This window comes from Cyanobacteria bacterium FACHB-DQ100 (assembly GCA_014695195.1).
Classification (GTDB): Bacteria; Cyanobacteriota; Cyanobacteriia; order Leptolyngbyales; family Leptolyngbyaceae; genus Leptolyngbya.
In genome coordinates, this window is record JACJNW010000025.1 from 20,088 (window position 1) to 33,813 (window position 13,726).

Here is a 13,726-nt window from a genome sequence, read left to right on the forward strand (position 1 = left end):
CCACTACTCAAAAGCGGAGGGCTGACTTTTTTAAAGCTAAATTGCAAAACTGGTAAACACCGTTAGCCCCCCAAATCTCTAAAGCAAGAAGCTTTGACACCGCTCCAATCTGTTGGTCTCAAAGCTTCTTAGCGAGAAATTTGGGGGCAGCTATCCGCTCAAAACTAAAAACTCCGTAGCTTACGCGCTGTCAAATTAAACGTCAAATTAAACATCGTAAATGCGACATTCAGCCGCATCAGGATTATCGTCGCAATAAGCAGCTAATGACCCTTTTCCATCCGATCGACGGTGCGAGATTTCAGCTTGAACTTCTTCGACTGCATCCCAAGCGGTTGCACATTCATCCGACATCGTTCCATTCGTACCGCAAGCATCACGCGCTTGATCAACAAGTTTGGTGAGGCGTTGTTCGATCGTAATGCCTTCTTTTGCTTCAGTCATAACCTTACCCCTGGTGTAGTGAAGATTGGGCGATTACTTTCAGTTTGCCTCTAGATTTCAGCCTTGTGTGGTCTTCTACCTTTAATTTAACAATTCACCTCCTATCCCTAAGACCATCTATCACAACTTTAGTTATTTCGGCTGACTCGGATATCATCGCTACGTTTGAGCGATCGTGCCATTTGCTGATGACTTTGAATTGCCTGGTAAATCGCATCTTGCCGTCGCGCTTGATCGCGCTTGATGCTGTAGTAATTGTTGCCAAGACCAGGAGCATCCCATTGATTCGTCCGAGGATCAAGATACGAGTAGGTACGAGCGTGGAGAACTGCTTCCGAGCCGCGTAAACCCTCTGTATAGGCTTGCCGGAGACGATCGACATATCCACCCTCTTCGAGTGCTGCGAGCGGCGCTTGGTTTGCCAAATCAATGCCATTTAGCTGTTCTTCGAGTCCAAGCCGCAGTCCCGCAGAAATGGCATGCCGCTCGATCGCAGCATACTGATTCCGCAGGCGGGCAAGTTGACGACGATCGGCATCATCGGGAGAATCCGCGCCATGTTGATAAGAGAAGCTGCCCACGTTCCACACCCCGTTACCTGGATCGATGTGCCCCTTGTACGCCCAGGTTTTGCCGCCATCGGGAGTACGAGTTCCTTCCGCGCTTCCGACTGCCTTAGCAACCAGGGAGTCTGAACCACCTTCAAACAGTTCATCGGGTGCAACTGCAACTAAGCGATCGTCCGATTGAGCGGCGGATTGACCATTTTGATCATTGCCACAATTCCTACACACGTCTAGCAGAGCATTATTGGTTGCAACACTGGCTTGAGGTAATGCTTTCGGGCGCTTTACTCCTTCAGTTTCAGGAGATTGAGCAGGACGAGCAGGAGCTTGAAAGCCGATCGCGGCGGATTTCTTCGGGCTGGTTCCAGTGACAGATGATGTGATTTTAGATTGAGAAGTGACTGGATTTGCTTTAGAGGTGGGTGGGCTAAAGGTGAGCAGTCCTTGAGCTTGCGCCGATCGCATTCCGCTCAGCGTCAAGACGATGAGGCTGACCATCAAAGAAGCAAGTTTTTTCATCGTGGCTTTAGAGTTCGTTGCAGTAAGCTTTTATCGGGTTCGACGAGTGCCCAGCTTTCGTCGGCTTGCTTGAGTAAGGTGGCAAATTGCAGAATGGTTCCGGTGGCGATCGCGTCTCCAGCTTTCAGGGTTCCAAGCTTCGGACGATCTAATCCACACAGGCGGAACAAATAGGCGGGTGTATCTGCACCTGCAAAGTACACACAGCCGCGTTTGTCGATGTACGCATCTCCGTCTGAGGGAGCATACACCGACTGACCGTTCAGAGCGATCGAAATATCTCCGAGTCCGCCCGTCACTTTTGCGCCTGCAATCTCATCTCCCGGCTTGAGTTGCCAGCTTTGATAGAGCTTGGGTTCTGAAATCAGGTTCTGACTGTGGGGGGAAGCAGAACAGCTAGACATTAAAAGCAGAATCAATCCAGCCTTAACGAATCCAGAACTTATATCCCAGATATTGATTCCCTTCATACGAAACCACAATAAACGTTTGAGAAGTCGATCGTTCTAGCGCATCAGATGCTACTCGATAGGCTTCACGCTCAGTCTGTGTTCCAGTCCGGAGCGAGAGTGCAGGAAGGGTGCAGTAAGGCTCTTTTAAGGCTTTGCGGACTGCATCTTTCGGGTCTCCGTTTTTCAGCGTGATCAGCTTTGCAATCTGGTCTTCAGAAACGGTTTGCTGCGATCGTACTGATCCTTGACAGTCTAGCCCTGCATCTTTGCTTCCAAATGAAGGGAGTCCCATCGCTTGAAAGAAGATGCCCAACGCTAAGATACCTGCAACCCCTGCTAACCCTTGGTTAGAGGTAATTTTTTCAGTCATAGTTTGCCTCCGACGAACAATCCCAAAGTCACCAGCAACAGTCGGTAAATCCCAATCCGATTGGCTTGAGGAATAAAGAAAGCGGCGTAAGCGGCTAACAATGCCGGAATACACATCAACACAATCACTGGAATGTTGAGAAATGGCATTGCTGCAACCCAGTATTTCAGCCCAATTCGCAGCCCTGCTGCTGCTAATATCCAAACGGCAGCATCGATCGCAAGTGCAGCATTCTGTTCGGGTAGTTTGAGGCAGCGCTGCAACAGGCGGTATAGAGGCTTGCGGCGACGGATACGAGTGGGGTGAATCCCATTCATCCCACTCGTCGGGCGGAAGGGCGGAATCTCGGTTTGAGGCGGTCTGCGAGTAAATTGTGGAGCGCGAACGGGAGCGGGTTCAAGCGGCAAGCGCACAGAGCTAGGTTGAGGCGGCGCTGGATGAGCAGAGCGGGTGCGCTCTTGTGCCTGCATATGTTCGACCGTGGACTTAAGCTCATCGATCGCAATCCAAGTTGCGTTCAGTTGCTCGTTAAATTGGGCCAGCACAGCTTCGAGGGAGGGGGACGCTTCCCAGGTGAGCTTTACTCGCGTGGAAGCGGCTTGATTCGCTGCTTTATGGGTCGCCTGGCGCTTGGAGGCGGAGATTTTTGTGCTAGCAGCTTTTGCAGTTGGTGCTTTTTCAGTTTTCGTGGTGCGGCGTTTTTTCGGAGAGGTCGCATCAGTGGTAGACTCATCACTGCTTGCAGCGGACTCCGGGTTCGATTCACTCGCGCTCAGGGGATCAGCGATCGGTTTCGCAAGCTGCCGTTTTGTGCCTGGCTGAGTCTGAGTGATCCGGGTTGACTGGCTTTCTGATTTCAGTTCTGTCATCGCGGCTCCTGGGGCAAGTGAGTCTTTAGTACCTTCGTACTATATTAGTATTAATGTGCTACCGCTCAAATGTCAATCATATCGATCGAATTCATCCCGAAAAAAGCGACATACCATAAAGCGTGAACTTTTGTGATAACAGGTACAAAAGTTTAATTTTGCCTCAATTAGATTGGGGAGAAAGCGAATCTGGGAGGTCGGTATGGGGTTAAAGACACAGGTTGAAATTTTCCCACTTGAATCCATCAAGGGCGGCATGGCGGAGTTTTACACGCCGCAATCGAGCCATGAAACCATGCTGGTGAATATTCCGGCTCAGACGATCGACGATCTGTTCGTTCATCGCACTCAGACCGATCAACTGCTAGTCGTGCGCGGCAGTTTTATTCTGGTTGTATTACAAAATCGTAGGTATCAATACATTTCGTTAAGCGAAATGAAGCCGCAGGTGGTAAAAATTCCGCCGGGAGTACCGCATGGAGCCATTAATCTCAGCGGCTCAGCCTGTGTGTTGGTGAACGCCGTGTTAAGACATAGCACTCCTATTGATCGAGATTATCGCCCAATGCGCCGACCAATCCCCTACGATATGAATATGGCTCACCAATTACAAAAAATTCATTCTTCTAGCCATGCTTAGTGAATTTTATTTAAGCTTGAATATGCCACTCATAACTGGCATCTAATTCTCTTTCCCCTGTGTTTCATGCCGCTCACAATTCTTGTTGCAGAAGATGATTTAGGAACCCGCCTCTCGATTTGCGACTATCTCGAATGTTCTGGTTATTCTGTGGTCTCAGCAGAAAACGGTAAAGATGCGATCGCCCTGCTCGAAACGCATCAGCCGCATTTGATCGTGACCGATGTTTCGATGCCGCTGATGGATGGGTATGAATTTGTGCGCCAAGTGCGGCGACGACCGGCGCTGCGTTTGTTACCGATCGTATTTCTCACCGGACGCACGGATACCGACGAGCGGGTACGGGGGTATCAGCTTGGCTGTGATGTTTATCTTGCAAAACCGTTTGAGCTTCCAGAATTGGGTGCAGTCGTGCGGAATCTCCTCGATCGCAGCCAGATGATCGAATCCAGTTGGCGATCGCGGCAAGAGTTTGAAGTAGCCGCAGAAGCAGAGCGGGAAAAACCAGATATCAACATTGCTTTTACCGATCGCGAACAAGAGGTTTTGACGCTGCTGAGCGATGGATTATCGAATAATCAGATTGGAGATCGATTGCATCTGAGTTCGCGCACCGTGGAGAAGCATGTTAGTAGTTTGCTAAGAAAAACAGACACGAGCAATCGGGCTGAATTGGTGCGATTCGCAATGGAGCATCATTTAGTGCTATAAAAAACCGCCGGAGTATATCCGGCGGTTTTTTATAGCTTTATGACTTAAAATCCTACGATTCCAACAAGCTCCGCAGCATCCAAGCCGTCTTCTCATGAATCTGCATCCGTTGAGTCAGTAGATCAGCAGTCGGTTCGTCGTTGGCTTCATCCACTAAGGGGAACAACGATCGCGCCGTTCTCACCACCGCTTCTTGTCCTTCGACTAGGAGCTTGATCATTTCTTCTGCTTTCGGAACTCCCGGCGTTTCGGCGATCGAACTTAGCTTCGCATATTCGTTGTAAGTTCCTGGAGCCGGGTAGCCCAGTGCTCGGATGCGTTCTGCGATCGAATCCACTGCTAAAGCAAGCTCAGTGTATTGTGTCTCAAACATCGTGTGCAACGTTTGAAACATTGGGCCTGTGACATTCCAATGGAAATTGTGCGTTTTCAAATACAGCGTGTAAGTATCTGCTAGTAAACGCGACAAGCCTTCTGCAATTTCTTGACGCTTGTTATCTTCGATGCCAATGGCAACTTGACTAACCATAGTCTTCTCCTACTAAATTTCTAAAAAAGAGTGAGTAGTCCAAACCGTCTTGCTGGCTATTATCCCGCAGCCAACCTGAAAATTAAGCTAAATGTTGCTTAAGAACGGCTCTGGGTGCGCGTCGCACATTACACAAAATCGTTTCGTGTCCCAGTCGGCTACAGGCTTCGTAGCGATGACAGCCCGAAAATCCGTAATACTGTTCATCCACTTCTAAAACGTCGATCGGCTCTTGGAGTCCAATCTCCGAAATTGAAGCCATGAGATCTTTAACCTTCTCTTGATCGTTCTGCCGAAATAACGGGCGGCGAATCTGATTGATTGGGATTTCTTGAACTCTCATGCATCTTCTCTTCATCCAACCTCTATATCATACTCATAATGACTACGACTTGCAAGTTGTTTTTGCAGGTTTGCTGACATTAAATTCAACGCGTCAAATTCCGCATTCTCAACCATCTGTGTAATCCTGGATCATGCACAAATTGTTCTAGCTTTCTAAGGGAACCCAACATGGACGACAAGCTGATGCTCATGATTCCGGGACCAACTCCGGTGCCGGAGCAGGTCTTATCGGCAATGGCAAAACATCCGATCGGACACCGGAGCGGTGATTTTGGCAAAATTGTGGCAGAAGTCACCCAAAATCTCAAATGGCTGCACCAAACGCAAAATGATTTACTCATCCTGGCTGCCAGTGGGACAGGCGCAATGGAAGCCGGAATTATTAACTTTCTCAGTCCGGGCGATCGCGTGTTAGTCGGATCAAACGGTAAGTTTGGAGAGCGCTGGGCAGAAGTCACCGATGCTTATGGACTGCAAACCGAGCGCGTCACGGCAGAATGGGGTAAACCGCTTGACCCCGAAGTGTTTCGCGAGAAGTTGGAGAGCGATCGCGATAAGCAAATCAAAGCGGTGATTATCACGCACAGCGAAACCTCGACCGGAGTGATCAACGATCTCGAAGCGATCAATCGCCACGTTAAAGCCCACGGCGAAGCGTTAATCATTGTTGATACGGTGACGAGCTTAGGAGCAACCAGCGTTCCTGTCGATGAATGGGGTTTAGATGTGGTTGCATCCGGATCGCAAAAAGGCTATATGATTCCACCCGGATTAGGCTTTGTTGCTGTGAGCCCAAAAGCTTGGGAAGCGTACAAAACGGCAAAACTTCCCCGCTACTATTTGGATTTGGGCAAATATCGCAAGTCGAGTGCCAAAGATACCACTCCATTCACCCCTGCGATTAACTTGTTCTACGCAATGCAAGCCGCATTGAGAATGATGCAGGCAGAAGGATTAGAAAACATCTTTGCGCGACATGAACGGCATCGGCAAGCTACCCGTGCGGCGGTTCAAGGGCTGGGAATGCCCTTGTTTGCAGCAGATGAATGCAGCAGTCCGGCGATTACTGCGGTAATGCCGAACGGAGTTGATGCAGAAAAAATTCGTAGCATCATGCGGAAACGGTTTGATATTGCGCTGGCAGGCGGACAAGATCACCTCAAGGGTCAGATTTTCCGCATTGGACACCTGGGATTTGTTAGCGATCGCGACATTCTCACAGCGATTTCTGCGCTCGAAGCAACCCTGCAAGAACTTGGCTACGATGGCTTTACGCCTGGCGCAGGAATTGCGGCGGCGGCTAAAGTTTTGGCAGGTTAGGGACGATCGCAATGGGGTTTGCTGCTTGCTGCGTTTCATACAATCGAGCCGCAGCAGTTAACCCCATAAATCCCCATAGCACCATGCCAAACGGAATCAGCATGACGGTATTGAGACTGATTTGCGACACGATCGCAATTACAATAGCGCGACAGGCTCCGACAAATGGATCGCTCGAAGCTTGCCGGACTTGCAGCGCTCCAAACACCAGCAGTGCCATTCCTGCAACATAAGGAATGGTGCCAACCCAGCCTAAATTGAGGAATAACGTAAGAATACCGCTATCGTTTCCCCCAATATTTGAATCTCGAATCACGTATCCTAACCCACGCCCTTCAAATTCGCTGAGGGCATCGTTGAGAAGATTGGTATAACCGATACTGCGATCGATAAAGCTGCCATCCTGCTGCCCTGCAAAGAATGTTTGTAGCCGCGAATTGATCACCGTTGAGAATGGCTCAACCATCGTTAAGGGCAACACAGCCAGCGACATCAGCATCAACGTGACGATCAGTCGCATTTGCAGCCTGGGTTTCAACGATGGGAGATAGACAATCAATCCGATGAGCCAGCTTAACCAAGCGGTTCTCACCAACGTTAGCAGCAATGCAAGATATCCGAATCCTGATGATACAAGCTTCAACGGACTCTTAATCGCAAACAGTAATAAGACACCCGCCACCATCGTTGCGGCGAACGGCTGTGGAGAGTGCATCGTGCTAAAGACTCGAATCGATAACGGGTTCGGTGTTCCAAATGAATAAATCATCAGAACGTTAATCAGATTTTGTAGCCAATACTGATCCCACAAAGGCGCAACTAGGAACTGAATGACACCGTAAACGCCCATCACCAGTGTTCCCCAGAGAAATACTCGCTCTGTAACGCGCTTGAGTTCTGGAAATCGTCGCCAGTGAGAAAATAAGTAATAGCCAAACACGATCGGAGTCAGCCAGTTTAACAGCGCAACGATCACCGTTTGGATCTGATATTCCATTAGTCCGATAAACGCTCCGTATAACACTGCGATCGTAGATAGGACAAACGGTAAACCATTCCCTCGAATTGCTTTGGGCAATTGAATCAGCAATGTTAGCGTCGATAATAATGACACTAGAAACGGAGCTAGTAAAACTGGATTAGGATCAAGCCATCCAACCTCCCAATCGATCAGGCGTCGGACAAAGGGTGTGAGAAACCAAAGCCACCAGGTAAAGCCAATGTAGAACATTGGGTAGCGAAAAAATAGCAGCGCTCCCACTGCTAAACTTCCGATAGGAAAAGCAAGTCTAAGAATTGAGGCAACGTTAACCGCAAGACACAGCACCGTAAACGCAATCAATCCCCCAATCAGAAGCCAGGGTTCAGAGAGTTGCGGGGATTTGGGTTGGGGTTGGGTGCTGTACATAAAGTCGGTGGGGTGAGTCTGGGCTAGTAGAGGTGGAATGTAGGAAGAGGAGATTTTTGCTCTGGTTTGGGCGGCTTCTTGCTCCCTAAATCCCTTACGAGTGAGGGACTTTGAATTATTGGCTGAAGTCCCCCGCTTGTGGGGAATTTAGGGCGACCTGGATTCAGCATCGAAGCGAATTTTGCCGGATTGAGATTCAGGATGTCGATCGCATTCGCCAAGCGGCATCGTAGAGCGTGAGATTGTCTTGAGCGATATTTTTCCAACTGTAGCGCTGTGCTGCTCGATAAGCATTTTGCCGCAGACGATCGAGCATGGAACGATCGAGAATCAGCGTTTCAACCGCTTGCTCAAAGGCTTCACGATCGCGACAAGGTACGATCAGTCCAGTTTCACCATCGCGCACAATTTCCAAGGGGCCGGGAGCCGTTGTAGTGACAGGAGCCAATCCACACGCCATGGCTTCTACCAGCGCCACCCCGAATCCTTCTGAAATGGTCGGTAGCACTTTGATGTGATGTCCTTTAAGCAGCTCCGGGAGTTGGTGATTTTCATAATACGGAATCACAGTCACCCGATCGCGCACTTCTGGATCGAAATCAGAATACACCTGCTCAGCGGGGCACTCGGTTCCGAATAGACTCACTTCTACTTTCGGATAGCGCTTGAGAATGGCATTGAGCGCAGGTGTACCGTATTGAATGCCTTTACGAACGATGTAGCTACTCACTTGAGCAATTTTGATCGGCTCATTTTCTGAAGGGGTTGGCTCAAACGCCAGATTCAACATCGCTTCTGGAATCCCATTGGCGACAACATGAGCACGATCGGGATGAACCCCCAATTTCTCGACCACGTAATCCCGATCGCGATGATTCAGCAACAGCACCAAATCAGACTGTCGCATTGAGGTTGCGACTTCCCAAAGGCGAATACTGGCGCGATAGAGCAGGTATTTCCATTCGAGTTTGAGGTTTCCGCGCTGTGCTTCTTCGAGATATTCCAGGTGCTCGATATGTTCTAGCCCGTGGCAACGGCAGACGAGTAGCGGACGCGATTTGTGAAACTTTTGCAGAATCAACCCCCAAATCCAAGCATCTGCTGTCGAAGCATCAATCACATCGATCGAAGAGAGCGATCGTAGAATTTTTGCGGTTGTAAATTCTGGAAAGAAGACAAATTTCAATAGCGGCGGTAATTGTTTCGGCAGATCATCGAGTGAATAAAACTCAGTTTGATGCCCCAGTTTTTCGTATTCCTGACCCAAGCGCCAAGTAACACCAGGGCCACCCGCATTAGGATCAGCAGGATAGTGAAACGTAAAAAGTGTTTTCATAAAAAATTAAGCGAGGGTCACACACAATGCAGTTCAAGCAAGTTCTTTTCGATACCGTCAATCATTTTCTTGTAGCTAAAATAATCTAAAACGTGTTGCCGACATCTTGTCTCCAAAGAGGGATCTTTTTCCCGCCAATCCAGAACTCGATCGAGACAATTTGCTAAATCATTCTCATCGCCTGGAATAAACAGGAAATCCGCAAATCCGGTAAGAATTTCGGGATTTCCACCGATCCGGCTGGCAATTTTAGGAACGCCGCAGGATAACGATTCAAACAAGCCTAAACTACAAGGTTCGCTCCATACACTCGGTAAAACGTTGACATCGCTAGCTTGATACAGAGACACTGGATTTGCGAGATGTCCAACAAACTGAACTTGATGAGAAATTCCTTGTGCCTCAACGAGTTGATTGAGCGATCGTAGATAGTCCATTCCTTCATCTTCGCACTCACGTTTCCTGGCAAAACTGTAATGCACAACAGGTTTTCCAGCAATCAAAACTCTAATTCTTCTTCCTTTCTTGATTAAGATTGCTGCCGCTTTGATTAGCGTTTCTAGTCCTTTTTCTCGGTCAATTCTACCGATGTAGGAGATGATCTTTGTATCATCAGAAACCTGCCATTGTTGCCGAATTTGCACCAAATTCTCAGTAGGCTTGAACTTCTCTAAATCAACCCCGTTGTAAACTACTTGAATTCGATCGTGCTCAATCCCAAATGCGACCCAATCTTGCTTTGTTTGCTGTGAAACTGCGATAAATCGATCCACTCGACGCAATCCAAATTTACGCTGACGATTTAAGTTAATCGGCGGAAGTTGTAAATAGCACACATACGGCAATTGATGGAAAAACGACAGCGCAGAAGCAAATAATGAGAAGTGATAATCGTTACAGAAAACGATCGAATTAGGCGCGATCGCCATTTGCCCTAGCTTGATCAAACCTGGCAAAAATTGCAGCGTACTCCTGAAGCTTCGCCAATCAAAGCCATAAGCGCTAATTTGAATGGTGCGATCGCAAAAAGACTGATACTGCGGCAGTAAATCACCGGCTTTCAGATACAGCAAAGTAATCCGATGCCCCCGTTGAAACAAGCCGCGACAAATTTCTAGCAAGTTCAATTCTTGCCCCCCACGCTGACGGGTAACGTGATTCTCCAGCACAATTAAATTCATCTTTAAATCGCTCACGCTTCATGCTGAATGCGGTGATAGTGCCAAAGTCTTCCCTGCTGCGCTAACAACGCCTGATAACTCCCCTGCTCAACCACCCGCCCCTGCTCCATTACCACAACTTGATCCGCTTTGATAATGGTCGAAAGCCGATGCGCGATCGTGATCACCGTTCGCCCCTGCGATAATCGCTCCAAAGATTGCTGAATCAACCGTTCTGATTCCGAATCTAGTGCGCTCGTCGCTTCATCGAGAATGAGAATCTCTGGATCGCGTAGCAACGCTCGTGCGATCGCTAGCCGTTGTCGCTGTCCGCCAGATAGCCGCACCCCGCGATCGCCCAACACCGTTTCAAATTGCTCCGGCAGTTCCAGAATGAACTTCAAAGCATTCGCTTGCTCGGCAACTTGCCAAACTTCTTGATCGCTGACATCATTCAATCCGTAAGCAATGTTCTCGCGTACCGACGTATTAAAAATAAACGTATCCTGACTGACGATCGCAATTCTGCGCCGCAGCGACTGAATCGCAAAGCGTCGGACATCCTCGCCATCAAATAAAACCTTGCCAGCCGTCGGATCATAAAATCGCGGAATCAAATCCACCAGCGTCGTTTTTCCCGCGCCAGAACCGCCCACGATCGCAGTCGTTTTTCCTTTCGCAATGCACAACGAGACTTCCTTTAGCACAAGCTGCTGCGGATCGTAGCCAAAATCGACCGCCTGAAATTCGATCGAGTGCTTCAATCCGTCAAAGATCCGATCGCCCTCCTGCAAATAGGGCTTGTTATCGCGCCGCAGCAGCTCGCGCAGATTCCGAATCGAGCCAGTGACAGCCGTGAGTTGAACGCGAGTCGAGTTCGCTTCGTAAACGACAGGAACCAACCGAAACAACACAAACAAAAACGTGAGGAGCGATGCAGTCTGAAGCGATCCGTTTTGCACAAAAACCGCGATCGCAAGAATGATCATCAAAATCAGTACCGTAGTTGCCAGTCCTTCTGCTAAAGGACGCACGATCGCCGATTGGCGCACCGATCGCATTCCCGCTCGAACAACTTGCGAACTTGCAGCATAAAACCGCTGACGCTCATAGTCCTGAGTCGCAAAGGCTTGCACCGTCCGAATTCCTGTGATAAATTCTAGCGCTCTACTGGTAAACCCTTCATTCGCTGCGGAAACAGCAAGACTCCTCGCTCTCACCCGACTGTTAACTTGCGACAATACAACTCCAATCAAGCTAAACAACACCAGAGAAACGATCGTGAATTTCCAGGAGATCGTAAACAGCAATACGAAATACAGTACCAAGGCTAATAGCTTAGTGATGATAAAAGCAACTAATGTACAAGCATAATTAAGCCGACCGATTTCGCTAGTGATTGTATTGATCAATTCACCTGCAGCAGTCTGATTGAAGTAGCTTAAACTCACCGCTTGCAATTGCTCAAAGATCCGCTTCCGCAATCGATCGACTAACGTTTGCTGCGTCAGTTCGGTATAAACCTGAGTCAAATAGTTAAACCCAGCCCGAACCCAAACTGATAGCAAAATCAAACTCGATACCCGCAAGAGTCGCTCAGTCGCACTGCGATCGATGCCAAGAATGAAAAGATCAAACCAGTGAATTCCTGTTCTGAACGGTTCAAGATTCGGACTAATCAGACTTTGTAGAAATGCCAGCAGAAATCCCAGCCCAAATCCTTCAAAGGTCGCAGATGCGACGGCAAACAAAATTGCTGCGATCGCAATTCGAGGAAAAGAGTTGAATTCTCGCAAAATAAAGGCATTTTCTTGCCAAAACCGAGTTGCTCTCAACGATCGCTTAATGCGTTGTGCGACACTCATCTTTCCTCTGGGGGAAGCTCTAAAACGCTCCAAAGCCCGATAAAACTTTGGGAACGGTCTGCAATAGAATCTTGAAATCTCCTCCCAATGACCAATTTTTCAAATATTCTAAATCTCTACGATTGACCGCATCAAGATCCAGCAGCGTTGATCGGGCTTCAACCTGCCATGCTCCCGTAATTCCCGGTAGCGCGTTCAATCGCTCCTGCATTTCTGGACGAATTCGCACCGCATCATACAGCGCCCAGGGTCGCGGTCCGACTAGGCTCATTTCACCCCGCAACACATTAATTAGCTGCGGCAATTCATCCAAGCTATAGCGGCGCAACCATTTGCCCAAGGGGGTAATTCTCGGATCGTCTTCGCGCTTGTGCAGACAGCCCGCGCCTTGATTCGCCATAATGCCGTGATGGGCTTGCTCTGCATCTGCAACCATTGTGCGAAACTTCAGTACTCGAAATAGTTTGCCGCGCTGACCGACGCGCCACTGGCTGAAAACTACCGCTCCCGGAGAGGAAAGCGCAATCGCGATCGCAATCCCCACGAGCAGTGGACTGAGTACAACCAAAAGCAATGCAGCGACAGCCCAATCAAGCGCTCGTTTCCAGCCCCAGAGAATGCTTCTACACTTCTGCGGCAACTGTGCCGCAGAAGGTAAGCGCAGATAAATGTCTTTCCCGGCTTGTTCGCAAACATCTGCCCATTGTTTAACGGTGGCTTCTCCTAAGCCTGGATCGATGCGAACCCGCTGAATGGGCGATCGCTGCAAGCAGTCTAAAAGCCAGCCTGGATCGCTCAGGGGTGGCAGCGGAGGCTGTTTTTCATTACTGCTAGAAGTTGGAGATGCAAATTGTAAGACCAGAAGCTGCCGTTGCCGCCAGTACAGAAAACACCGTCGGCTATTCTGCTGAAATTTTTCGCAAGTTGAGCTTGAGGTTTCTTGCAAAATTAGCGGATTAAAAGTTGTCATAAGGTATCCGGTAAAGTCGCGGAAAATCGAATCTTCTATGGAGAATTTAAACGGTCAATCTGGTATCAATCGAGCAGGATCACTTTAGTAAAACTTTAATTTTCAGTCTAGAATCACAGCGAGTCTAGATTTATTTTGGCTTTTTGTATCCTAGTTCATTCGCTCAAAGATAAATCTGCTAAAAGTTAGAATGTGATGATTTTTGATTCTGAAAAAGTGCAT

The 13,726-nt window shown here is 48.6% G+C and carries 15 protein-coding genes; 3 read left to right on the top strand and 12 right to left on the bottom strand.

Annotated features, from left to right (window positions below; genetic code table 11):
• Positions 1-207: 207 nt before the first annotated feature.
• The 5 genes from H6F51_09975 to H6F51_09995 all read right to left on the bottom strand — a co-directional run bounded on the left by H6F51_09975 (position 208) and on the right by H6F51_09995 (position 3,220).
• Positions 208-444, bottom strand: a complete 237-nt coding sequence (locus H6F51_09975) for a Calvin cycle protein CP12 (protein ID MBD1822820.1) — start codon at positions 442-444, stop codon at positions 208-210.
• Between the two features lie 128 nt (positions 445-572).
• Positions 573-1,529, bottom strand: a complete 957-nt coding sequence (locus tag H6F51_09980; protein ID MBD1822821.1) for a hypothetical protein — start codon at positions 1,527-1,529, stop codon at positions 573-575.
• Entirely contained in the window at positions 1,526-1,948 is a 423-nt protein-coding gene (locus tag H6F51_09985; protein MBD1822822.1) for a hypothetical protein, read from the bottom strand. The genes H6F51_09980 and H6F51_09985 overlap by 4 nt, the downstream gene beginning before the upstream one ends.
• A 7-nt stretch (positions 1,949-1,955) precedes the next feature.
• Positions 1,956-2,351, bottom strand: coding sequence for a hypothetical protein (locus tag H6F51_09990; GenBank protein MBD1822823.1), 396 nt, complete (start codon positions 2,349-2,351; stop codon positions 1,956-1,958).
• On the bottom strand, positions 2,348-3,220 hold the full coding sequence (locus tag H6F51_09995; protein MBD1822824.1) for a hypothetical protein: 873 nt from the start codon (positions 3,218-3,220) through the stop codon (positions 2,348-2,350). The genes H6F51_09990 and H6F51_09995 overlap by 4 nt, the downstream gene beginning before the upstream one ends.
• Positions 3,221-3,422: 202 nt before the next feature.
• Between H6F51_09995 and H6F51_10000 the strand changes: the two genes are divergently transcribed.
• Positions 3,423-3,860 (top strand): dTDP-4-dehydrorhamnose 3,5-epimerase, encoded by a 438-nt coding sequence (locus H6F51_10000; protein ID MBD1822825.1) that lies wholly within the window; start codon positions 3,423-3,425, stop codon positions 3,858-3,860.
• Positions 3,861-3,926: 66 nt separating this feature from the next.
• Positions 3,927-4,571 (top strand): response regulator transcription factor, encoded by a 645-nt coding sequence (locus tag H6F51_10005; GenBank protein ID MBD1822826.1) that lies wholly within the window; start codon positions 3,927-3,929, stop codon positions 4,569-4,571.
• A 52-nt stretch (positions 4,572-4,623) separates the two neighbouring features.
• Here the strand turns inward: H6F51_10005 and H6F51_10010 are convergent, their stop codons facing one another.
• Together H6F51_10010 and H6F51_10015 are read right to left on the bottom strand one after the other, a co-directional pair.
• Positions 4,624-5,100 carry a DNA starvation/stationary phase protection protein gene (locus tag H6F51_10010; protein ID MBD1822827.1) on the bottom strand — a complete coding sequence of 159 codons (477 nt, stop codon included), beginning with the start codon at positions 5,098-5,100 and terminating at the stop codon, positions 4,624-4,626.
• An 82-nt stretch (positions 5,101-5,182) separates the two neighbouring features.
• Positions 5,183-5,443 carry a ParB N-terminal domain-containing protein gene (locus tag H6F51_10015; protein ID MBD1822828.1) on the bottom strand — a complete coding sequence of 87 codons (261 nt, stop codon included), beginning with the start codon at positions 5,441-5,443 and terminating at the stop codon, positions 5,183-5,185.
• 170 nt (positions 5,444-5,613) lie between these two features.
• Between H6F51_10015 and H6F51_10020 the strand changes: the two genes are divergently transcribed.
• On the top strand, positions 5,614-6,765 hold the full coding sequence (locus H6F51_10020; protein ID MBD1822829.1) for an alanine--glyoxylate aminotransferase family protein: 1,152 nt from the start codon (positions 5,614-5,616) through the stop codon (positions 6,763-6,765).
• Here H6F51_10020 and H6F51_10025 read toward each other — a convergent pair.
• The 5 genes from H6F51_10025 to H6F51_10045 all read right to left on the bottom strand — a co-directional run bounded on the left by H6F51_10025 (position 6,746) and on the right by H6F51_10045 (position 13,504).
• A complete protein-coding gene (locus H6F51_10025) occupies positions 6,746-8,173 on the bottom strand; it encodes an O-antigen ligase domain-containing protein (GenBank protein MBD1822830.1) in 1,428 nt (475 codons plus the stop codon). The two genes, H6F51_10020 and H6F51_10025, sit on opposite strands and share 20 nt — an antisense overlap.
• Before the next feature lie 196 nt (positions 8,174-8,369).
• Entirely contained in the window at positions 8,370-9,509 is a 1,140-nt protein-coding gene (locus tag H6F51_10030; protein MBD1822831.1) for a glycosyltransferase family 4 protein, read from the bottom strand.
• 17 nt (positions 9,510-9,526) lie between these two features.
• Positions 9,527-10,690, bottom strand: a complete 1,164-nt coding sequence (locus tag H6F51_10035) for a glycosyltransferase family 4 protein (GenBank protein ID MBD1822832.1) — start codon at positions 10,688-10,690, stop codon at positions 9,527-9,529.
• A gap of 11 nt (positions 10,691-10,701) precedes the next feature.
• Positions 10,702-12,534, bottom strand: a complete 1,833-nt coding sequence (locus tag H6F51_10040; GenBank protein ID MBD1822833.1) for an ABC transporter ATP-binding protein — start codon at positions 12,532-12,534, stop codon at positions 10,702-10,704.
• A gap of 19 nt (positions 12,535-12,553) precedes the next feature.
• Positions 12,554-13,504, bottom strand: coding sequence for a sugar transferase (locus H6F51_10045; protein ID MBD1822834.1), 951 nt, complete (start codon positions 13,502-13,504; stop codon positions 12,554-12,556).
• Positions 13,505-13,726 lie beyond the last annotated feature (222 nt).